A 23,494-nucleotide genomic window follows, 5' to 3' on the forward strand; every position below is an offset into this window, starting at 1 on the left:
AATTAAATCACCTTAATAAAAGCAAATTTTTCGTAAAATAAAAATATTAGGAGTGTGTATATAGAAGATTACATCCTCTGACTTCAGAATGGTCCATTCTGCCCAATATCTTTATACTATCATATTCATTTACGCTGCATAGATCTTCCGTAGCAATAAAAGAACAACTATCCAAATTCGCCAAGTCAATAATATGGCATCTACCTACCCTATTTGGGCCTTCCCTGGTAAAAGGGTCATTAATTTCAAAGGGAAGCGGCCTAATCGTTTGACCAAAATCAAAAGCCCCGTTTCCTTTTGAATAAAGTTGGGATAACAATTCCGTCATCCCATATTCAGATCCAATTTCCATTTTATTAAAACGCTTACCTAAGACATCATGTAATTCCGCCCTTAGCATTTCTTTCTTCCTGCCCTTCATTCCGCCGGTCTCTAATACAATATGATTGTGCCAGTCTATTTCCCACTTTTCAGCCAGGTCTTGCAAAGCATAACTGACACCGATTATCAACAGTTTTTCCCCTTTACTTTTTAACCTTTCCGTTTCTTTTACAAGCTCTTCAAAATTATATTTGAAGAAACGACTGTTTTTATTACCTGATTTGTGTATGAATAAATCCACCATGTATACCAATGACGAATCTCCTTGTTCCAAATAATTAGGCAATAATGCAAGAATACAAAATTGACTGAGATCACCAAATACATCTTCGAAGAGCTTGATTGATACGGTTTTATAAAGGCCGGAATCCCTTACAAAATGTTGACTCCTTTGCTCTCTTGTTGTTCCAGAAGACTTAAAAACCACCTCCGCATCAAAGGTACCCGATACAATTTCATGAGATTTAAAAAACGAAATAGGGAGAAAGGGTATATTTTCAAGGCTATTAATTTTGCCGGGTATCCGGCCTAAATAGTCACAATATTGCCTGTAAAGGGAATTATTATTATATTGAAATTCAAATACAGATCCTGCAAGATCATCAAAATCAAATTCAAAACTGGTTATTTTGTCTTTTATATATTTCCTTTTTGATCGTATAGGCATTTCAATTCAATCTGTATATTTTGGTCAAAACATTTAAATAAAATTAATACGGAATATATCCAGTAAACATTTGTATATCAATTTAAAAGATTACCTTTGTGCGTTTTTTAAATGATAGCAAATGACAAACATACGAAATATAGCCATTATAGCTCACGTAGATCACGGCAAAACGACCCTGGTAGATAAAATCCTGTTTCATACGGAGCAATTCCACGATAAAAATTCCTCTGGGGACCTCATTCTGGACCACAATGATTTGGAAAGAGAAAGAGGCATAACCATCGTGTCAAAGAACGTCTCTGTCCAATACAAAGGGCATAAAATCAATATCATTGATACTCCCGGTCACGCAGATTTTGGAGGAGAAGTAGAGCGAGTATTAAATATGGCCGATGGTGTGCTATTACTTGTTGATGCATTCGAAGGTCCAATGCCACAAACGCGGTATGTACTTAGTAAAGCTATTGCATTAGGCAAAAAACCCATTTTAGTCATTAATAAGGTTGATAAAGAAAATTGTCGCCCGGAAGAAGTACAGGAGGAAGTATTTGACCTTATGTTCAACCTTGATGCAGAAGAAGATCAACTTGATTTCGAAACCATTTACGGGTCTGCAAAGCAAGGATGGATGAGCAAAGACTGGAAAGAACCAACAGAAGATGTCGGGGTACTTCTCGATACAGTAATCGATACTATTCCAGCGCCCAAAACATCGGAAGGCACACTACAACTTCAGATTACATCAATAGATCATTCCAATTATATAGGAAGAATAGCCATCGGAAGGGTAACAAGAGGAGTAATAAAACCCAATATGCCCGTCACCCTTATGAAAAGAGATGGTTCTGCAGTAAAATCCAGAACAAAGGACATTTTTACATTTAGTGGAATGGCCAAGGAAAAAGTGGAAATGGTAGAACCCGGTGACCTTTGCGCTCTGAGTGGAATTGAAGAGTTTGAAATTGGTGATACAGTTGCCGACTTTGAAAATCCTGAAGCTATGCCACCTATTTCTATTGATGAACCTACCATGAGTATGTTATTTACGGTAAATGACTCTCCATTCTTCGGACGTGAAGGAAAATTTGTAACCTCACGGCATTTACGCGATAGATTGTATGCAGAAACAGAAAAGAACCTAGCACTTAAAGTGGAGGAGACATCATCGCCTGATTCGTTTAAAGTATACGGCAGAGGGGTTATGCATTTGAGTGTTTTGATAGAAACCATGAGAAGAGAAGGTTATGAACTTCAAGTGGGAAAACCCATTGTATTGATAAAAGAAATAGACGGGGTCAAACAAGAACCAATAGAACAATTGACTATTGATTCTCCACAGGAAGTGAGTGGAAAAATCATTGAATTGATTAGTCAGCGTAAAGGTGACATGTTGGTCATGGAGCCCAGAGGTGATTTGATGCACCTGGAATTTGAAATTCCTTCCCGTGGGATCATTGGTCTGAGAACACTTATCATGAATTTATCAGCAGGTGAAGCCATTATGGCACATCGGTTTTTGAAATACGATGTGTTCAAGGGTGAAATCCCTTCCCGGAATAAAGGTACTCTTATTGTAATGGAGGGAGGGACGACGATTCCTTATGCCATGGACAAGCTCCAGGACCGGGGAAAATTCTTTGTTGGGCCAGGAAAGGAAGTCTATGAAGGACAAATAGTCGGTGAACATACCAGGGACAATGATTTGGTAGTCAACGTTACCAAAACAAAAAAACTAACCAATATGCGGTCCTCAGGAGCTGATGATAAAGCTAAATTGGCTCCACCCATTGAAATGTCACTGGAACAAAATATGGAATACATTGCCGATGACGAATATTTGGAAGTAACCCCTGAAAATTACAGATTAAGAAAAATCTTCTTAAAAGAACACGAGCGCAAGAAAGCCGCTAATAAAGCATTGTCATAGCATAGCAAAAAAACAACATAACACCAATTTGTTTTGAAATTCTATTTCATTAAAAAGAGTGGTTCTGCAATAAAATCATTATAAATCCTATTCGTGCCTCATCCTCACGGAATGACAGCCAAAATGGGATTCCTTCGGGGCATCTTTAGCCTCATCATCGCAGAAAATACATTTCAATATTATGTCGAACCGCATAATCGATATTGGTATAGGTTGTACATTTTATACTTATGGTCAAACATTAAAATGTACTATTTTATTATCTTGAGGAGTTCGACAGAGAGAATAAGACCTCTGACAGCGTGCCGCCCTTAACTTTAACGGTGGAGCAAGAAGCGAAATATAATTAACCCTGGGTGGGACCCCAGGACGGGAAACAAGTGAAATCAACGATCCTGGCATTGATTTCCACCAAGTAATTCCCTGGGCATTGTTTTTTTCGAAAAAATAATGTCAGAAACAATTATTTGTTGAACTCACATTAATCTATTACCCGGATTGCTACAACATTGATGTCTAAATTCACCCTGGTAAAAGAAGACCGGGTTAACCGGCTGTATTTATCCTCCAGGGGGGATACACACGGCAATTATCCCCATACGTTGTTTGCCCGTAGATTCACATAATCACCGTACATACCACGACTTCAGTTACATTATATTTGTCTGAAGGGTCTTACCTAATTAAAACTAAAAATTCTATTTAGATACAGCCTTTCTGACTTCGGGTGCTACTTTAGTTCCCAACAATTCAATCGATTTCATTAAATCCTGATGAGAAGGCCCTCCTACATCCATATGCATTACAAATCTGGTCAATCCAAACATTTCTACCTGTGCTAATATTTTGTCCGTTATCTCGGCAGGTTCTCCAACGAATAAAGCTCCCATTGGGCTTATCCCCATTTCAAACTGGCCCATCGTATATCCCGGCCACCCCCGTTCTCTTCCTATTCTGTCCATTTGAGCCGCATAGAGAGGGAAATAATCTTCTATTACCTTTTTACGATCGTCAGAAATTAAACCATGTGAATGAATACCTACCTGGTATTTGGTCATATCGTATCCCCGTTTCTTATATTCATTTTCATAGAATGCAAAATGGCGTTTGAATTGGCTGGGATATCCTCCGATAATAGCTACCATCAATGGCAGCCCCATTTTCCCTGCCCTTAGTATAGACTCCGGGGTTCCTCCGGAAGCTATCCATATCGGCAATCCCCCTCCGGAAGCCCGGGGCAACACCTTTTGCTTTGTAAGAGCTGGTCTTACAGTGCCCTTCCATGAGATTTCCTCGTTTTGATTGATGGCAAGTAACAGGTCCAGTTTTTCTTCAAACAATCGGTTATAATCTTTCAAATCATAACCAAATAACGGAAATGATTCTACAAAGCTTCCCCTACCGGCAATAAGTTCTGCGCGTCCATCCGAGATCAAATCTATGGTTGCAAAACGTTGATAAATTTTGACTGGATCCGATGAACTCAATACCGTAACAGCACTACCCAATTTAATATTCTGTGTAATTGTTGACGCAGCAGCCAGGATTGTTTCAGGGCTGGAAACAGCATAATCACTTCGATGGTGCTCCCCTACCCCAAAAACATCAAGACCTACCTGATCAGCCAATTTAATTTCTTCCAATAATTCTTTTAAGCGATTCTTTGCCTTTACATGCTTACCCGTCATTGGATCGACCGGTAAATCAGCAAACATACTTACTCCTAGTTCCATATTGGCTATTTAATTGATTGTTAATTAATAAATTCAACTAGACCAAAAAATGCAACCAAACTCGAAAATCTTCTCTGTCAGACGCTTCCAGCGATAGAAAAGTTTCAATTAACGCCTCAGGTTTCCCCTATTCCTAAGGGATAACCATGGAGTTGAAAAACTTTCGCAGAAAATCCAATTCAAGTTAATAATTCACCTCGTAAAGAGGAGACTGCAACCCTTTAATCTCCGTCGATACAACCCTTAACAGCTGGGTGAAAAAAAAGATTAATCACTGTATAAAAATATTCTCAGAAGCAGCGACCATTACTATTTCGTATTCTTTTGGACGGGGGCCTGCCAATCCGGTTTTGGGGCATTCTTATTACCCGTCATAAGGTATGTATCGAACCACCTTAATAAGCGCAAAGAATAATCGTACCTGGCTGTCGAACGTCTATTTCCATGCCCCTCACCGGGATACCACACCAACCGAACAGGAACTTCCGGCTTTCGAACTTTCATATGCCGGTATAACTCAAGGGATTGTCCAGGATATACCCGTGTATCTTCCGCCCCGTGCATTATAAGCAGTGGTGTCTGAGCCCGATCAACATAATATACCGGACTTCGCTTGAGATACCCTTCCCAATCATTCCAAATCCGTTCCCTCGCATGTACGAGAAACAACTCTTCCGGAATATCACTAGTTCCCCATTTTGACAGGTTATTGCTTATTCCAACAAACATGACGGCAGCTGCGAATCTTTCAGAGTAATACGTACTCATCCATGCAGAAGCATAACCTCCATAAGATCCTCCTGTAACCCCGATTCGATCTTCATCGGCTATCCCTCTTTCAATTAAAAAGTCTACCCCATCCACGATATCATCGAATTCTGATCCGGCCAGATCTCCCTGGCTACTGTATAAAAATTCAATTCCCCGGCCGGTACTACCCCTATAATTAGGGTAAAAAACAGCATACCCTTTTCCCGCAGCCATTTGGCCGGGCATAGAATAACTCGTTAACCATCCATTGAGATGATGAGATTCAGGGCCTCCATGAACCAGGGTAATAATCGGAACCTTTTTACCTTCTACATAATCAACCGGATAAATAAGAATTCCCTCCAATACAAACTTACCATCCCGGCTGTTATATTCTATAACTTCCTGTTTGCCAAATTCAATATCTTTGAGCCATAGATTGTGGTTCGTAACTTTTTCAACCGTCCCATTTTCAAGTAAAAATAATTCATACGGATGAAGTGGGGTGCTGGCAACCAGGGCAATTGTTTCAGACTCTGCAATGTCAATTGAACTTATACTGAAATCCTTCCCCTCAAATAAAATCTCCTTTTCACCGGTACCAGGATTCATTTTTCCTATTAGTGAACTTGTACCCTTACTGGCTAAAAACAAAATTTTATCTTCCTCGATCCATTTTATTTCTTCAAATTTTCCTTTGAAATTCCTATCAATTATTCGAGGTTTCCCTCCCCTGGCAGACACAAGCATTATTCTTCCATCCGTAGGATCGTGTATATCAGCCGCAGCTTTTAGTGCGAGTTTTTCACCATCCGGAGACCAACTTATTTGTCCAAGCTTCCCTTCATTTTCAACTTCTCCCTTTATTTCAAAACGCTCACCATCCAGTATTTTAACCTTTTGAAACATATAATAATCATCTACTCCAGAGGACGGAGCTACGGAAATGGCCAATTGATCACCATCAGGACTCCACTCCGCAAGCACCAGCGTTCCTTCAATATTTATTTTATGTAATTCACCATCTTGTGAGAGATCTTCAACATACCCTTTTTGTAAAGGTTGATTTTCTTCATAGATATCAGCACTATAAGGCATATCAACATCCGAAATTTCTTTCTTATCATAAGCGGTAAAAAACAATTTTTCACCTGAAGGGTGCCATGCATAACTTGAAATACTTCTTTCAAACTCTTTTACAACAGTCGCTTCACCTCCGTCCATTGGTATTTCGTACAACACAGTTTTGGAATCCCCATCCTTACTTGCCAGGAAAGTTATTGTTAAATTTTGGGGTCTGAAATCTACAGCATGCACACCTGACCTCGTAAAATACGGCTTTACCGACCCGGTTTCAGTATCATAAACGTGCAAATAATTTTTTGCTGATTCATTTTCTTTATAAGGATCAGAAGGAACTGATACTGTAAAAGCAATATACTTCCCATCCGGAGATATGTCAGAAGAACCAACCGATTGTAACTTAGCGACTAACTCTGGTGTCAAAACCTCCTGCGCCAAGAATTGATTTGGCAGTACAAAAAAAAGAATAAACAGGTTTATTCCCGTGGTCAAAACCAAGCCGCCTGTACGAGTAACAAAAGTATTTTTCCAGTGCATTCTTAAAAATTTTGAGTATAATGTAAAAATTGTATGCATAGTAAATAAACACAGTGCCTGATTTTTGAACCCAAATTGGATAATCAGAAATGCTCTTTTACTTACCAATATAAAAATACAATTTTTAATGAAATGGTTTAAAGAAGAGAAGAACCTGATACTACATACCTTACTCCTCCCCAACTAATCTTTCAAAAATCCCCGTATTATAATTCTTCTGGACATTATTCCAGGAAAAGTACCTACCATTCATAGTAATATACACCCCTGGTTCTAAAATCTGAACAAAAGATAATGCACTTCCCAGGTTAAAGAATCCATCTGATGATACTCCAAAAGTATAGGGTATCATCGCACCGGTCAGCACAATTGTTTTACTTTTTGCCTTATTTTCTTCTGAAATGACCTTAGCAGTATCGACCATCGTATCAGTGCCATGTGTCACAATAATCTGTTGATGCTTACTTTCAATACATTTCCGGGCAATTTCCTTTCGATCTTTAAGATTCATTTCCAGACTGTCCTTCATCATGATTGTTTCCACTTCAATATCAAGACTACACCTACCTCGTTTCAACATTTCGGGAATATGGGTGGTCATAAAAGACAAGTCACCTGTAATATAATTGTACTCTTTGTCAAATGTACCTCCTGTGATAAATATTTGTATCATCGGGTTTTTTGACAATTATACTAATTTATCTGCACAACTTGAACTTGCAAAGGCATTGGGCTTGGCTTTGAAGACAAAACCCATGGATAGGATGTAGCCCATGGCTTCACTGAGTGCTGAATTGGATTGAAAATTAGGATCGGTATTGATGTCAGCATGTACTTCCAAAGGGATATCATATTTTTCTAACAAATCGCACAATTTATACGCTATATCAACAGATTTTCCCACTTCAATAATCATCCTTCGCTTCAACTCCATTTTGGCCTTTTCTCTGGTCTTATTGACATACATAAAACCCCCTCTTCGCTCTCGCAAAAAGACGATAACAGTAGCAAACTCGATTGTTCCATTTTTAACCTGGGAATCGGTACCGATACAAACTTTTAGGCGATTTCCCTGCTTTGTCTCTTTTATAATCGTTTCTTCTACGGTTTTAAATAAATCATCTTTAAGGGGTGCTCCAGAGAATGTTTGCCATGCCATATAAATAATTTTTACTAAAGATAAAATTTCATATTAAAGAAATTTGTAATCCGGAGTAAATTTAATGTTAATACTTCATTATCAAATACTTTGGAATCTTGTCACCTGTACATTAATCTGGCCTAGATAAATAATTATAGGTTCAGGGGGAGCGGAAGCGGAATATACTAGGCTTGCCCCATTATTCGGTCGCAAATTTCTGAAGGGTTACCGGGACTAAGCGAAGAAAGGGAACGCAGTAGATTCAGCTTGTCTATTCTTGAATGGCTATGTGTACTATAGAGCTAACCAATTGAAAACAACGATTCTCTTTCTAAAAGGGGCACTAGCTAGTCAATTATCTATCCACCTCTTTAAGTCAAACCTCACTATTCACACTTGTGCTCTGAATCCTAAAAATTCATAGAACACAGGTTCATTTAATAATTATCAGAACATATTTCATTTGCATTTCAGAGCTTACTATATTTGAGACTTTAAATATTCAAATATATAATAGATGTTTAAATCATCGATTTTACTCTCAATAGTGGCTAGTTTTTTCTGTTGTATAGGTTGTAATACACCTCCGGCAGCTGACTTAAAAGATATACAGGTACGATATATTTTTAAAGGAAATACCCCTTCCGATTCCCCCTCTTATGCATCGACAATTGAATTAATAAATTCAGCTAATTCACCCCTTAGCGATAATTGGGAATTACATTTTAATAAAGGAGCAAGTCCGGTAAAAACTGAAAACTCAGTGGGTCTAGACATACAGTTAATAAACGGGGATTACTTTAAAATTGTACCTGAAGAAAATTTCAGACTACAACCCGGGGATACCATTCAATTCCATTATTCCACACAAACCTGGGCTATAAAATACTCCGATTTCCCTTCAGGATTTTTCTTTGTTAATACCGACAATAATATGACGGTAAAAGTAAATAACCTTTCTATTTCCGTACCTGAGCCCGGTTCAAAGTGGATTAGGTCAGATAATGATTTGGTGGACATTCCTGATGCCGGTTTTTATTTTGACATAAATAAAAACTCTACTGACATCCAACATTTTACAAGGACTGTTATTCCTCAACCCAAGTATGTTTCTGTTCAAGATGGCGTTGTTGCTTTTAATAATTTCAACATTAACCAAAACGAATTTTTTCAGGATGAAATACACTACCTGGATGCGGAAATGAAAAAACTCCTGCCCAATTTATCCAAAGGGAACAATAATTTGAATATTGAATTTTCACAAATGCCTACTCCGGAATCCGGAATAGACAGTTATGAGTTATCCATTGCTGAAAATAAGGTATCCATTAAATCCCCTTCCAAAAAAGGGGCCTTTTATGGTATTGCAAGTTTTCTACAATTACTAAATCCCGACCAATACCAGAAAGAAACCGTTACAATTGATAAAATGATAATCAGAGATTATCCGGATCTCGAATACAGGGGATTTATGCTCGATGTCGGACGAAATTTTAAATCAAAAGAACAGGTATTGTGGGTTCTGGACCTTATGAGTAGATACAAGCTCAACACCTTTCACTTCCATCTGACGGACGATGAAGGATGGCGGTTAGAAATACCAGGCCTGCCTGAGCTTACTGAATTTGGCGCCCAAAGAGGCTATTCTCCGGATGAAAGCAAAAATTTACAACCTTCGTACGGATCCGGCTCGGATGTGGAAAGCTCACCGGGTTCCGGTTATTTTTCAAGTTCGGACTTTGTTGAAATTTTACAATATGCTAAGAAAAGACACATAAAGGTTATTCCCGAAATTGATCTCCCTGGTCATTCCAGGGCAGCTATAAAAAGTATGGATTATCGATATCAAAAATATAAAGATTCTGAACCTGATAAAGCTATAGAATATCTGCTTCACGACCCGGAGGATCAGTCTGAATACCGTTCTATCCAAAACTATAATGACAATGTCGTTAATGTATGCCAACCCTCAGCCTATCGGTTTTTTGAAAAAGTTGTTACGGAAATACAATCCTATTATGATAAAGCCGGAGCTGAAATTGAAATAATACATATTGGAGGAGACGAAGTTCCCCGGGGCGTCTGGACTGCATCCCCCGCATGCGAACAATGGATTCGTGAAAACAATATTCCCAAAAATCAATTGTGGAGTGATTTCCTTACCAGGATCCAACAAATTTTAACTGATAAAGGTATGATTATGGCCGGATGGCAAGAGGTGGCACTGGATAGTGAACACCACCTTGATCCGGACAAGTCAGGACAGGTCATACCTTATGTCTGGAACACAATGCCCGGGGATCCCGATAGCCCAGACGACAGTCAGGAATTGGCTTATAAATTGGCTAATAATGACTTTAAGGTAGTAATAAGCAGTGCTCCCAACCTCTATTTTGATTTTGCTTATGACAAACATCCAGATGAACCCGGATTTTACTGGTCCGGATTCCTGGACATGAAAAAGACCTTTACAATGCAGCCTTATAATATTTACACCAGTACAAGTGTAGATCCTTTTGGCCATCCATTGGATCAAAGTTCTGCAGGCAAAACCAATATTGAAAAGAAAGAAAATATCCTTGGAATACAGGGACAATTGTGGTCTGAAACAGTATCCACTTTTTCTGCTCTTCAGTATTACCTTGTTCCTAAAGCTTTCGGATTATTTGAAAGAGCCTGGAACGCATCTCCAAAATGGGAGGGTAAACCTTCATCCCGTTCTTTCGCAACTGACTGGGAAAACTTCCGATACAATATAGGTAAATATCAAATCCCTATGTTAAAATCAGTATACGATGATAAGATCAATTACAGATTGGCACCTCCCGGAGGTAAAATCGAAAAAGAGCAAGTACTCGCTAATGCCTATTGGCCGGGGGTAACGATCAAATATACAACGGATGGTTCAGAACCCGACGGAAATTCCAAAACGTATACCGAACCTATTACTTTATCCAATGATTTTCAGGTGATCCAACTGAAAGCCTTCGACCAGTCAGGATATAGCAGCAGGACAGTAATAGTGGAAATCCCATAATTCAACAACTGAATGTTATCAGGTTTATAGTTACTTCTGTCCTCGGTTCCTCCTTATAGAATTGATACCAAATTCGCAGATTATTGCATTCTGATAGAATTACAAAAATCTATGGCTTTGTAGGTCTTGAGTGTTTATGATTCTTATTAACGTAGCCATCAAGAACTTTTGACAGGCACTGTCTTCTTCTTCAGGCAACTCCTTTCGAGGACTTTTGACAAGCGGCCCGAGGCTGAGATCTATACGGTACATTCGGTCGAAGCGCACAAAGAAGCTTTCAGACCTGCAGATCTCAAGGCCCATAACCACGGGGATACTCCCTGGGAAAATACTAGTCAAATCCCATGGTCTTCCACTTTGCCCTACTGTAGAGCCCCCATCTTTTCCCGCAACTTTTGTTCCATCGTCCCATCCCAATACCCACAATCCAACTCAAAAAACACTGAAGAATAAGGCAATACAGCATTGGTTTTCAATACAAAAATTTTAAATAGCTTCGAAGCCTCATCTATTTTAGTAAATACAGTATCGTGAAGGATCGATCGAACATTGAATTCAGATAATTGATCATCCAGCATTTTCTTATAGGAAACGATCCCCGGTACTTCTTTATCAGACAAGTATTCCAATTCTGCGTCTGTATAAACGATAGGATGAATATGGTTTTGCGTACTAAGGTAATCCAACGTCTCTGTCAATACACTGTCCATACTTTCATTGGTGTAAACGACCTCTATCCCCTTAGCAGATTGCAGTGGAAATGCTTTATCCACTACGAGAATCCAATTGCGGTGCCCCAATAAAGGCAATTCATTCCAAAGTCGGTCTTGCCACCTGATTTCATCATCATCTTGCTGTGAATCCATATTGAAACAACTAAAGTTTATAAATAAAAAGCTAAATATAATACCAAAAGAGAAAGTTTTCAAAATCATAGGTTCAATTAGAATATGGTCCTTAACAACCATCCAAGAAAAAAATACAGTAATCAGGCAGCAATTATACGGAATGTATTCAAATTACACACAGGATATATTTAAATTTTAGGGGGAAAACAATAATAATTTCAATGGAATTCAACAAAGAACATAATATACGAGTTCACCCCATTGTTTCTGCCTCCAATTCCATTGACCTTTTTATCATTTTTTTTGCCATTTTATCATGATTAGAATCGAATGGGAGTATCGGTTCGCGAACCCTGTCTGTGGGGTAAATTCCTTGCGAAAAAAGTAATTTCTTGAAGAAGTGTATAGAAATATCCAAATGTTGATTGGAGAAAGCGAGAATAGGAATGAGTTTTTCGAAAAGATCTGAAGCCTTTTCTGCATTCCCGGCATGAAACGATTCATAAATTGCGACATAGGTATAATGCAACCCAGTAGGCATAAAAGCATGAACACCCCTTTCGAGACCTTCTATCATTTGGGTCACGGCCCACCCCCCACTAATGTTTAAATTACCATCAGTAAGGTCCAGGATACGAGAATACTTTACCCCTGCCGGTACGGTCTCCACTTTTAGACAGCGAAAGGCCTCTACTTCTTCAAAAAGTTGACATATTAACGCATCTGGTAGTCCATATCCACTCGCACTCCAATCCTGGATCATTATCATTTCAGGGTTGAGTTCTGCAAAACGTAAAAATTGAGAGCGATAGTCCTCTTCATCTGAAAAGGCATAATTAAACAATACATTTTCGCATCCTATTTGTAAAAAGGTATCTAAAATTTCCAATGCATTTTCAAAATCAGGATCGCCGGCTCCTACAATGACGGGAACAGAACCGTTTACAGCTTCCATTACCCATTCGACCAGTTGATATCGCTCAGCATTGGATAGTTTGGTTACTTCAGCCGCCAGCCCGGGAACCAAAAATCCGGAAACACCAGCTTCCAATGCATAGGCAACATTTAATTCTATTCCCTTCCTATCAATATTGCCATATCTATCAAAAGGAGTATTCAATACGGTCACAATTCCGTACAAAGGGTAAAGGGTTTTTGACATATAAAAAATTTGTTTAATACATTTTCATTCTTCAATAATTTAAGCACTTTTTACGATTCTTCTGTGAAAGAAATACTTTCTTGGCAAAGATTTTAGACTATTTATTATAGTTTTCGAATTTTCAATCATTGTGGCGGCAAATTCAGTTAATCATCCTACTGGTAAAATTTCATCAATTGGATATGATTTATGCTTAAGAAAATTCAACTGTAAATTTATCTCCTCTTTTACAATTATACTTTCTCATATACCATATAATTTTTATATCAAGCACTAATTACCTATGAGAAGTTTCTTAATTCTATATCTCTTTCATGTTCTCCGGATCCCAAAAAACCGGCTGTTCTTTTAGGTAACTATTAAAGCTTAATAATGCAGCCGACGAAGCTCTTACGCCAAATTTCACATCTGACTCAATGCCTCCTCCCTTACGGATCCCGGTGATAAAATTGTTCCAATGGTCGTAATGTCCCCCTTTATATCCTTTTTCCGCCTGAAAAACAAATTCTTTATCCGAAACCTTTCGGGGATGGTCCATCCCTTGCCCCACACTACTTAATTCTCTGAAAGTATCCATATCAGCCGAATCAACCGTTTTCAGCACTACTGTATTCCATCCCACTTCCAACTTCCCTTTATTCCCTATAATATCAAAGTCTGTACTACCCCATTCTCCGGATATCCCGTCGACATAATTGGCGCCCAGGGACATAGTAAAGGCCCCCAAATTATTCCGGTTGGGATAATCAAAAAAACCAAGCATAATATCCGGTGTGTCCCTGCTACCATTGGTATAATGATAGATATCCCCCGTAGTATACACTTTTTGAGGCCCCAAAGAGTCTGTAATGAAATGGAGACTGGAAATGACATGAACAAATAAATCACCTGCCAAACCCGTTCCGTAATCCCGCCAATTCCGCCATGAGAAAAACCGCTGTGCATCATAAGAATGATCTGGTGCAGGGCCAATAAATCGATCCCACCAAATCGTTTCCGGGCTAGCCCCATCAGGCGCCACAAATGGATCCAACGATCCCGGTGGGCGGGTAAATTTTGCTTCCACTGAATTTACACTACCGATTGCCCCATTCCGGACCAATACTTTCGCTACCCGGTTTCCCAAAGAAGCCATCCCCTGGCTTCCCATCTGGAATAAACTCCCGGTTTCTTCCTGTGCTTTTATCAAGTCAGCTCCTTCCTGTAACTTGTGTATTACAGGTTTTTCACAATACACATGTTTCCCTGCTTTCATCGCGTCAATGGCAATTTTTTGGTGCCAATGATCAGGAGTAGCTACAATGACGGCATCAACGTCCGGATTATCCAATACTTCCCTGTATTCCCTGGTAGTTGATATTTTATCTCCCCAGGTTTTTGCTACCTCTTCCAATCTGCCGTCGTACAGGTCACATACAGTTATCAATTCGGTATCTTCCACCCGGAGGGCAGTCCGCGCATTGGAAGTTCCCATTCCCCCCTTTCCTATAAGTCCCAGGCGTATGGAGTCAGTTCCCCTTTTACCGATTGAAAAAGTAGAAACACTATTTTTTTTATTCGCTTTTAATAATTCGGGTAACGTTTGATATGCAACCGTACCTGCTACCAATTTTTTAATAAAGGATCTACGTTTGGTCATAGTGTTGACAGTATTTGTTAGGTTGAAAGAATTTATTCCATTGACTTACTATATGAGTAAAGTTACGTATTTTCCACCACTTCGACCTTTTCGAGACAGGGGATATTGTTTATAGCCGCATGGTATCTGAAACAAAAATATTCTTTGCGTTTGTTACTAAGACTCGTATCTTTCGGCCATTGAAGTTATATTAGCATGTAATAAAAATACATCATGCTCAAATAGAGGAGTATAAAAAAAAGGATTATGATTGAAATTCAGCCCAGTGCAGGTTACAGTTTTACGATGCGTTTATATATTGAAAATAAACCGGGCATGCTGGCTAAAGTACTGGAAGCCATTGGACAAGAAAAAGGAGATCCCGGCGCAGTGGATGTAGTCAAAGTAGAAGGAAAATATAAGGTTCGGGATATCACCGTAAGCGCGAGAGATCAAAGCCACTCAAAAAATATTGTAGAGGCGGTCAGGAAAATCGAAGGCATCAAAGTTCGGAATGTTTCGGATCGGGTTTTCTTACTGCATCTTGGAGGAAAAATTCGCATTGAAAACAAAGTACCCGTAGACACAAGGGATGCGCTTTCCATGGCCTATACTCCGGGAGTTGGTCGGGTATGTGAGGCCATTGCAAAAAACAAGGAAAAGGCCAATACACTTACGATCAAGCAAAATTCTGTAGCTGTGATAAGTGATGGATCGGCCGTATTGGGTCTTGGCAACATAGGACCTGAAGCTGCCATGCCAGTGATGGAAGGGAAAGCCATGCTATTTAAAGAATTCGCGGATATTGATGCCTATCCTATTTGTTTAGATACACAGGAGGTAGATGAGATTGTTTCCGCTGTAAAATGGATGGCACCGGGCTTTGGGGCTGTAAACCTGGAAGATATTTCTTCTCCACGTTGTTTTGAGATCGAGCAGCGCCTTAAAAAAGAGCTCAATATTCCTGTCTTTCACGATGATCAACACGGCACAGCAGTGGTAACCCTCGCGGCAACCATAAATGCTTTAAAAGTAGTGAAAAAACAACTGGAAGATATACGTATTGTCATCGTAGGGGCCGGAGCTGCAGGGGTAGCTATTGTTCGTATTTTGCTGGGAGCGGGTGCCAAAGAAATTTTGGTGTGTGATAGCAAAGGAGTAATAGATCGAAAACGAAGCGACATAACTGATGGTATTAAAAAATGGCTGGCCGAAAATACCAATCCCCTCAATGAATCAGGAACCGTACACGATGCTATGAAAAATACCGATCTATTGATAGGTGTAAGTGGACCTGGGATTATTACCCGCGAAGACGTAGAAGCAATGGCACAGGATCCAATGGTATTTGCACTGGCCAACCCGGTTCCCGAAATTCAACCTGAGGCCATCTTTGACATTGCCCGTATTACGGCCACAGGCCGCAGTGATTATCCCAATCAAATTAACAACGTTTTGGCGTTTCCGGGTATTTTCCGGGGCGCATTGAATAGCAGGGCTACGGATATAAACGAACCCATGAAACTAGCTGCAGCACATGCTATTGCCAATTGTATCGATGAAAATGATCTGGGGACAGAGTATATTATTCCCAGTGTATTCAATAAAAAGGTAGCCCGTATGGTCGCCCAGGCTGTTAAGAAAGCAGCGTATGAAAGTGGCGTTGCCGAGCGCAAAAAAGTACCTTTTAGCGGGCAATTCGGTGTGTAAACACGCTAAATTCACAAATATTCCGCCACGAAGTCGCCCGGTAAAAACCATATTTAGGACCTTACCGGCGATTCCAATAATTCATACTACCGGAAATGGCCCACCTCCGGGATCATTAGCACCCTGGCTATCGGCTTATTCACTAGGATGGCAATGCGGCTCTGTACTTTCGGTCTTTGAATCCAACATAACAAAAAAATGATAAATGTAATGTTCTTACTTATCCATTGAAAACCCTAAACGATAAAAGGTAGTAACTATTCCAGTGTACGCCTACCATCCTTTCAAATATAGATAGGGATCCTAATTCGATTTTTACTCCGGAGTCAATAGAAAAAATAGGTGTGTACAGAAAAAATTTATCGATAAAAATTTGTTCTTCTAAAACAACCGAATCTGATTTACCATTATTCTATCGATTTTATTCGATCACCTCTGGCATTCATAAAAATTGTCAAGCCTAGTCTTAATCCAGGCATAGCCCATTAATCGCAATACAAAATCAAATGACGAAATATACTAAAATACACCCGGGATGTTTTGGATTGCCCCGTTTGTATCTTGTCCATAAAATTTAATTTTTCAAAAAATTAAACTTTAATTTATTCTCTTTCCATGTTATTCATTCGAAACGCTCTTCCGGCAAAGGGCACGCGAAAAGATTCTATATTTCCCTGGTCCTGTAAAGTTACATATACCGTACAACCATCTTCCCCACCAAATGCAATATTACTGGGGTTTTTACCCCTCAAATTAATCTCCTTCAAGAGATTACCTTTAGGGGACAACATCACCACAGATCCTTTTCCATAACGAGTGACATATAAGTTTCCCTTTACATCACATCGCATACCATCCATTCCAAAGTCAGAAAATTCAATAAATAGTCGCTTATTCTTTAATGATCCATCCGGATTAATATCAAAAGCCCAAATCTTTTTTTGCACGGTTTCATTTACATAGAGAATTTTATCATCAGGACTCAATTCTATTCCATTTGTGGTTCCCAGACTATCCCTGACCAACGTAACCTCCCCTTTGTCACTTATCCTCCAAATTTTTCCGCTTCCGTTTTTCCAATTCGGGTCACTGGCATACACGCGATTCTTATTATCAATAGCGATGTCATTAGGTTGATTCATATGAGGTTCATGAGCCAACACCCTAATCTTTCCGGATTTCATATCTACCTCAAGAATGTTATGCTTCACGTAATCTGCAATCAGCATATTCCCCCTGGAATTAAACCGTATTCCATTACCAGTACTTCCTTCTGGCAACTTGATAAACAAACTAGCTTCCCCCTTATAATTGACCATCCCAACGGTACCTTTCTGATTAAAATTTACCGCATATAAGTTCCCGTTCTTATCTACCGCAGGTCCTTCTATTCCGGAGGTAAAAATATTTGGAGGAGTAAAGACCTTAGCAATATAAAGTTCTCCTGCAGGCACCTTCTGGCCCACAACGATCGGTACAAAAGCGAATAATATTAGACCCGGTAAAAATACTTTTCGTAAGAATTCCAGGTAATTTGAATTTGTTTTTATTACTTTCTCAATAGTAGAAATCATAATTCTATCTTCTAACATTTTATAATTTATAAAGCCTATTACATTCGTCCATCAGAAAAAATAAATCAACAATGTGTTCAAATTTTGAACTGATTATCATCAGGTCTTGTGCCATTTTGCCATATTACACCCAATAGACTATAAAATACTGTTTAAATGGAATTGCATTTATGCAGTAACATCATTAAAAATCCTCGTCATCCCCTATCCTAATTAGATGGCTACCAAAAAGTGATCCCTTCGGGGTGTTTTTTACCTCACTATCAAAGAAAATACTTTTCAAGTTTATGCTACAGCCAATAATCAATTTGATATTAGATTTTGTTCATGTTATAGTGATCCAGAAAAAAAGAACAATATTTATCCCCATTAAGTGCAAATTCGAATACCGATTCGAAACAATAATACATTAATACGTCTAAGTATCACTCAAAATTTCACCCTTCTAGCACTTATGTATATTTTCAATTAGGGGTGTAATCGGCTCAATTTAATCCAATTTCCTATTTTTTATTCGACCCATTCCTGGACTTTTTCCTTCCTGTCAGGCTTAAGTTTGTCTATCATTGGTTAGACAACTCCCTATTTACTATTGATAATCAACAGAATATTTGGTCACAAAACCCCATATTTATCATATGCTGCTGTAGCTTTCATTCCGGCTTTTATAGCATCCCGGGTAATATTTTCAGCAGATACTTTCTCTAGTGCTTTCTCTATAACCTCGACTTCAATTTTTTGAGGGATAAAAACCAATCCGTCCTTATCAGCAAAGACCAGATCACCCGGATATACTCTAACGTCCCCAATCTCCACAGGTACGTCCAAATCTACTACTCTTTGCCGGTTCTGGCTGTCATAAACACATCTGGAAGTGGCAAATACCGGGAATTTCATTCTTTCCATTTTATCAATATCCCGTATGGCTCCATGAATAATGGCACCTCTACATCCTGAATTAAAGGCAGCGGTAGACAATAATTCTCCCCAGATACCTGACCTCACGGATCCTCCTGCTGCTGCAATAAGGACATCCCCGGGTTGACAAGAATCGACTGCTTGCAATTCCAAATCATACGGTTCGGGATCTTCGTGGTACATATCAACCCATAGCGTTGTTTTACTTCTTCCCATCAATTTTTGAACCCCTGTATACCCCGAAAATTCGATACGGGGTGATTGGGCTGAATACCCCATACTATCCAGTGCATCGCAAATTACTGCCGAATACAGCCGATCGGTTAAATCTTTAAAATTAATATTCATGTTTTTGTTTTCTATCGACACCTAAAATTTATTTTGGTACCTCTCATTGGAAATTACTGGTTCGTCACTGCTTTCATCCTACGGTAAAGTAGGATTCCCACGCAATTCAAATTTTGGTCCATTTACAATATTATTACATTCATTATTAGTACTGATATCATTTACAAATTCAACCCCTCTATCACATCCAAATATCTATTGAAATTCCAATTTGCCAAAATATTGAGGCAAATGGAAATTGGGCTTTGGATACTCCACCGGAGACCATGTAATCCAGTGCGGATTCGTGCTTTTGCTGGCTGTTTTATAAAAATTCGCCTTCCAGATAACTCCTGATTCTGGAGTAGTTACAGGGGAATACTTTTCAAGGATGGCAATAGGAATCCGATATTCAATAGTCCAGGTAACAGAATCAGTTATCTCTGGATCAACTACCTCTGGCATAGAATGAGCTATTTCTATTTTTGCTATGTCAACAGGGTCTAGTTTAACAAAATCGGTCCAGGGTTTTGACACAAAAAATATCAAGGGAGTCCCGCCTGCATTTATCTCAAGATTAAAGTATTTTTCCGGGGCATTAGCGTCCGGGGCAAAAAAGAATTCGACACAGGAATCTCCTGAAACATTCCCATTGTATTCCCGGACTACACTGCGCACAAATTTGTCCCTGACACGAAAAATAACATATATATTTTCTTTGTCATACATCACTTTAGCTTCTGTTTTGGGGCGAAAAGAAGGAACTTTACCCATATAGTTTTTCAACTTTATTATTGGAATTCGCTTCCATACAGGCTTATCCCAGTCTGCATCAATGACGATGGGCCCACCCCTTTCTTTCACCTTATAACTTTCCTCGCTTGATATCACAAACTTTCTGATTTCAGTACTAATATTGGATTCCTTATCGGAGGTAAGGAAAGCCATTAACAACATAAATATGGCAAAAATCTGATTGGTCATTTAAAAAATTTTAACTGTTTTCAATTATTTAAAAAAATAAAAATATATTCAATAAGCCGGACATTGGAAAACCACAACTATTCACCATATGTATATCATTTCTCTAATATATTAGAGGTGATTATTTTTTGAATTTATCCGGTATAATAAACTCATACCCTTTTGGTGGCCAAGGGCCTACACTTTGGCCCGTGGGACGCGGATTTTTTGGTCGTATTGATTCATAGCCTTCTACCGAATATTCAATATTCAAGAAGGGCGTCATTATCTTTTTATTTTCAGCCAGGGAACGGATTCCCATATCAATTATACCACTGGTAAGTAGGTTCCTTTCAATGGGGACAGGTGGTTTTTCTGTCACCATAAATTCCTGAATGTTTAGGGATAGATAACTAAAGTGGGAATAACTCATACTATGGTCCAATACAAATTCAGTAGCTACTAAAGTATCATCTGCTATGGCAGCATATGCCCACCCTTGATTTACATATTCATCCAGAGTAAGAATTGCTCCTTTCGTACCATCCAGGTATTGCACTAAAACAGCATAAGGTTCTTTAACGACTTCGCGCATTGCCCCGGACGCCTTATCTTTTATGGCATTACAAGCTTCTTCAACCAACTTTTTAGAGATTCTCCCTGAATCAATGGCAGACCATACGTCATCTCCTTTGAGTGTTTCTATACTCTTCACTCCAGTCTCCCCCCCGGCCCTGCGTTCGACCATACACTGTAAAATTTCGGTGACATGAAAGCCATAAGCATCAAGCGAAGCATACCCAATAGCTACTGCTTCGGTTATTTGAGTCCCAAGGGGATGAACCAGATTTGGATCGCGCCAACAATAGGGCAATGATGATCCCGCCATCATAGGGACCTTTAACTCTTTGGCTCGCTCATAAATCCATTTACTGTCCAGCCAATTATATGATAATGCCTTATCTGTAAAAACGGGAACAGGTTTTCCGGCGGCATCGATTTCCCGAAAAATCCGCTCCAGGTAATTCATTCTCGGATACATTTTCTGCCCCAACCTATTGTACTTATAATCCCCATGTTCACCCACATAAACCACCCCGTCTACTGCCAACTCTTCTCCTCCCAGGCACAAAGCCTCTTCAATCGTGGGATAAACCCTGGTGTTGTTCATTTTACCAATACGAACACCCGTATCATTTTCGCCGATCTGATCAATCCACATGGATACAATATTAACAGCCGGTTCGACCATACCCTCATCGCTTGGAATTCCCAAAAAAAGCTTTGTACCGATCACATCCGCATGTGCACTATTCCGATAGATATTCGTAATAAAAGCTATATTCTTACCAGCTTTTTCTTTTGCAACGTGTTGATTGGCCTGAATCGATACATCTCGATCCATGCTTTGTGAAAATATCGCGCCGGGTGCAAGGCTCAAACCTGTAGAGGCTAGCACTGATTTTTTAATAAATTCCCTTCGATTATTATTTTTCATTTTAGATACCTTTTAAATTTTTTAATGGTTAATACTTTCTTTATTTCCTATCCAGATCTATTTAGATGCGTTACACAAAAGCATTATTTTTCAAATGGGAATAAAGGGATTCGCCTATGATCGAAATTGAACATAGTCATATCTGCCTGGGTAACACCAGGAGTGTTTACCTGATATACTGTGGGACAAACCGGTGCATATGCAGCTATGGGTGCATTTACCCCTTTGGCGACTATAACATCAAATTGTACAGGATCAATTTCAAAAGCCATCAGTTGTTGAAGACTAAAGGGTGGAGTTCGTTTTGATGTTAACATGATCACACTCCCATTTTGAGTTTCTACAATGGCTGTATTTCCCATTTTATAATTAACCTGTCCACCATGCCTCGGGCTTTCTTCGTGAAAATTTCCATCCGTTAATTGTACTAATTTAGCGTGTATTGTATATTGTACACTTCCCCGTCCATTAACGCCCGTAATTTGTATTTCACTAAATTCATTCCTATTTTGATTTTGCAATGTAAGCACTGCTTCCGGATCGTATATACATACAAAATATGGGTACCTCCCATCCTTTTCCAGTGCTTCCATAATACAAATATTATTACCGGGTCCTCCTCCTCCGATATTGTCTCCCATATCAAGTAACAACACTGGTTTTTCACTTTTTTCGATCTTTGGAATAACAGCCGTAACATCCAACATCTCTCCTACAAAAGACTGTTTTCGATCCAGGATATAATTTTCTATTTTTTGAGCGATCTCCATCGCAAGATCTGGATCTCCATCAGAAACTACTATTACAGAGGTCCCCATTTCCTCTACATCAGCATATGGGAAACCGAGTTGAATACTAATAGATAGGATATTACCTTCTTTTTTACATTCTTCAGCAAAAGCATAAAGGCTTTTGCAAGGTTCACTAGCAGTCAATTGTTGTTCAATACTAATGGCTACAGGAACCTGGATTAATACCTGTGACAACGCCACTTCGTGGTTAAGCCTCTTTATCAAAAGGTTGGCAGCTTCGCGCCCTCTTTGTCGTTGATCCACGTGAGGATTTTGACGATAAGAAACTAAAGCGTCAGTGGACGACACCATGAGTGGACTGACATTTGCATGAAGGTCCAGAGTGCCTACGATTGGAATTTCTAAACCTACTTTATTCCTGAGTTCGCTCAACCAATGCCCATCCATATCTCTGTGTATATCGCTTACACCCGCTCCGTGGGGAACCACCAGAATACCGTCCACCGGAAGTACTTTTTCCAATTCCTTCATTAAATCCTGCCTCATTTTTTCATAGGTATCACTCGTAATAGGGCCACCCGGGGTAGCTTCAGCATAAAAAATAGGAAGCAGTTCAAAATCATCCCGATCAAGCATCTCAATCATGCCGCCAATTTCGTGATGGGCATTTTGATATTCCTTATAAATTTTTTTTCCTTTATAATACCTTCCTCCCATGAAATGCTCAAGCGTGGTTTTTTGAGGTACAAAAGTATTTGATTCATGATATATGCCCATTAGGGCAATTCTTTTCTTCATAACTTACGATTTAGTTTTACAGCAACATATTCACACTTCCAATGTAACCATGGACTCCACCCATTTT

16 protein-coding genes are annotated in these 23,494 nt (G+C 39.2%); 3 read left to right on the forward strand and 13 right to left on the reverse strand.

The window, feature by feature from the left end:
• Nucleotides 1-46: 46 nt before the first annotated feature.
• Complete coding sequence (locus tag LVD47_RS10670; protein ID WP_236975840.1) at nt 47-1,048, reverse strand: LuxE/PaaK family acyltransferase; 1,002 nt, start codon at nt 1,046-1,048, stop codon at nt 47-49.
• Nucleotides 1,049-1,169: 121 nt separating this feature from the next.
• On the opposite strand from LVD47_RS10670, the gene typA reads away from it, so the two are divergent.
• Nucleotides 1,170-2,978 carry a translational GTPase TypA gene (gene typA, locus LVD47_RS10675; RefSeq protein WP_236975841.1) on the forward strand — a complete coding sequence of 603 codons (1,809 nt, stop codon included), beginning with the start codon at nt 1,170-1,172 and terminating at the stop codon, nt 2,976-2,978.
• Nucleotides 2,979-3,676: 698 nt separating this feature from the next.
• On the opposite strand, the gene LVD47_RS10680 is transcribed toward typA, so the two are convergent.
• The 4 genes from LVD47_RS10680 to LVD47_RS10695 all read right to left on the reverse strand — a co-directional run bounded on the left by LVD47_RS10680 (nt 3,677) and on the right by LVD47_RS10695 (nt 8,240).
• On the reverse strand, nt 3,677-4,711 hold the full coding sequence (locus tag LVD47_RS10680) for an LLM class flavin-dependent oxidoreductase (RefSeq protein ID WP_236975842.1): 1,035 nt from the start codon (nt 4,709-4,711) through the stop codon (nt 3,677-3,679).
• Between the two features lie 309 nt (nt 4,712-5,020).
• The gene (locus LVD47_RS10685; RefSeq protein ID WP_236975843.1) at nt 5,021-7,081 is read right to left on the reverse strand and encodes a S9 family peptidase; all 2,061 of its coding nucleotides are present in this window, start codon (nt 7,079-7,081) and stop codon (nt 5,021-5,023) included.
• Nucleotides 7,082-7,250: 169 nt separating this feature from the next.
• Nucleotides 7,251-7,754, reverse strand: a complete 504-nt coding sequence (locus LVD47_RS10690; protein ID WP_236975844.1) for an asparaginase domain-containing protein — start codon at nt 7,752-7,754, stop codon at nt 7,251-7,253.
• A gap of 15 nt (nt 7,755-7,769) precedes the next feature.
• The gene (locus LVD47_RS10695; protein WP_236975845.1) at nt 7,770-8,240 is read right to left on the reverse strand and encodes a ribonuclease H-like YkuK family protein; all 471 of its coding nucleotides are present in this window, start codon (nt 8,238-8,240) and stop codon (nt 7,770-7,772) included.
• Nucleotides 8,241-8,739: 499 nt separating this feature from the next.
• On the opposite strand from LVD47_RS10695, the gene LVD47_RS10700 reads away from it, so the two are divergent.
• The gene (locus tag LVD47_RS10700) at nt 8,740-11,259 is read left to right on the forward strand and encodes a family 20 glycosylhydrolase (protein ID WP_236975846.1); all 2,520 of its coding nucleotides are present in this window, start codon (nt 8,740-8,742) and stop codon (nt 11,257-11,259) included.
• A gap of 362 nt (nt 11,260-11,621) precedes the next feature.
• Here LVD47_RS10700 and LVD47_RS10705 read toward each other — a convergent pair whose 3' ends face one another.
• The 3 genes from LVD47_RS10705 to LVD47_RS10715 form a co-directional block, all read right to left on the reverse strand.
• Complete coding sequence (locus LVD47_RS10705) at nt 11,622-12,125, reverse strand: hypothetical protein (RefSeq protein WP_236975847.1); 504 nt, start codon at nt 12,123-12,125, stop codon at nt 11,622-11,624.
• A gap of 235 nt (nt 12,126-12,360) precedes the next feature.
• The gene (locus LVD47_RS10710) at nt 12,361-13,269 is read right to left on the reverse strand and encodes a dihydrodipicolinate synthase family protein (protein WP_236975848.1); all 909 of its coding nucleotides are present in this window, start codon (nt 13,267-13,269) and stop codon (nt 12,361-12,363) included.
• Nucleotides 13,270-13,570: 301 nt separating this feature from the next.
• Entirely contained in the window at nt 13,571-14,908 is a 1,338-nt protein-coding gene (locus LVD47_RS10715; protein ID WP_236975849.1) for a Gfo/Idh/MocA family protein, read from the reverse strand.
• Between the two features lie 246 nt (nt 14,909-15,154).
• Here LVD47_RS10715 and LVD47_RS10720 point away from each other — a divergent pair, with 246 nt between their 5' ends.
• Nucleotides 15,155-16,597: an NAD-dependent malic enzyme gene (locus LVD47_RS10720; RefSeq protein ID WP_236975850.1), complete on the forward strand. Its 1,443-nt coding sequence runs from the start codon at nt 15,155-15,157 to the stop codon at nt 16,595-16,597.
• A 602-nt stretch (nt 16,598-17,199) separates the two neighbouring features.
• Here LVD47_RS10720 and LVD47_RS10725 read toward each other — a convergent pair.
• The 5 genes from LVD47_RS10725 to LVD47_RS10745 form a co-directional block, all read right to left on the reverse strand.
• The gene (locus LVD47_RS10725; RefSeq protein ID WP_236975851.1) at nt 17,200-18,189 is read right to left on the reverse strand and encodes an SMP-30/gluconolactonase/LRE family protein; all 990 of its coding nucleotides are present in this window, start codon (nt 18,187-18,189) and stop codon (nt 17,200-17,202) included.
• A 597-nt stretch (nt 18,190-18,786) separates the two neighbouring features.
• Complete coding sequence (locus LVD47_RS10730; protein ID WP_236975852.1) at nt 18,787-19,437, reverse strand: RraA family protein; 651 nt, start codon at nt 19,435-19,437, stop codon at nt 18,787-18,789.
• 195 nt (nt 19,438-19,632) lie between these two features.
• Entirely contained in the window at nt 19,633-20,400 is a 768-nt protein-coding gene (locus LVD47_RS10735) for a carbohydrate-binding family 9-like protein (RefSeq protein ID WP_236975854.1), read from the reverse strand.
• A 121-nt stretch (nt 20,401-20,521) separates the two neighbouring features.
• Nucleotides 20,522-21,877, reverse strand: coding sequence for a hypothetical protein (locus LVD47_RS10740; protein ID WP_236975855.1), 1,356 nt, complete (start codon nt 21,875-21,877; stop codon nt 20,522-20,524).
• An 83-nt stretch (nt 21,878-21,960) separates the two neighbouring features.
• The gene (locus LVD47_RS10745) at nt 21,961-23,427 is read right to left on the reverse strand and encodes a M81 family metallopeptidase (protein WP_236975856.1); all 1,467 of its coding nucleotides are present in this window, start codon (nt 23,425-23,427) and stop codon (nt 21,961-21,963) included.
• Between the last annotated feature and the right edge of the window lie 67 nt (nt 23,428-23,494).

It is taken from the genome of Membranihabitans maritimus, from assembly GCF_021729145.1.
In the GTDB taxonomy this organism is placed as follows: Bacteria; Bacteroidota; Bacteroidia; order Chitinophagales; family Saprospiraceae; genus Membranihabitans; species Membranihabitans maritimus.